General features: G+C 77.4%; 1 protein-coding gene. It reads left to right on the top strand.

What is annotated here, in order from left to right; all coding sequences use genetic code 11:
• Positions 1–184, top strand: a 184-nt coding sequence (locus tag A2U95_RS32655) for a metallopeptidase family protein (protein ID WP_240957300.1), incomplete at its 5' end; no start/stop codon positions are given.
• Positions 185–230: the final 46 nt, after the last annotated feature.

Below are 230 nucleotides of genomic sequence, written 5' to 3'. Positions count from 1 at the left end.
CGTTCCCGGCCGGGACGGCCGGCCGTCCCGGGTCGTGGTCTACCGGCGGCCGGTGGAGATCCGCAGCAAGGGCCGGGAGGAACGGTCCGCGCTGGTGCACGAGGTGGTGGTCGAGCAGGTCGCCGACCTGCTCGGGCTCACCCCCGAGGCGGTGGACCCGCGCTACGACGGCGACGAGGAGTGACCCGGCGGCCCTCCGGGGCGCGTTCCTCGGCGGCCGTGCACGGCCG

Source organism: Streptomyces chilikensis (assembly GCF_001642695.1).
Lineage (GTDB): Bacteria > Actinomycetota > Actinomycetes > Streptomycetales > Streptomycetaceae > Streptomyces > Streptomyces chilikensis.
The sequence above is the reverse complement of the archived record's forward strand: the minus strand, read 5'-3'. Positions and strand labels throughout refer to the sequence as shown.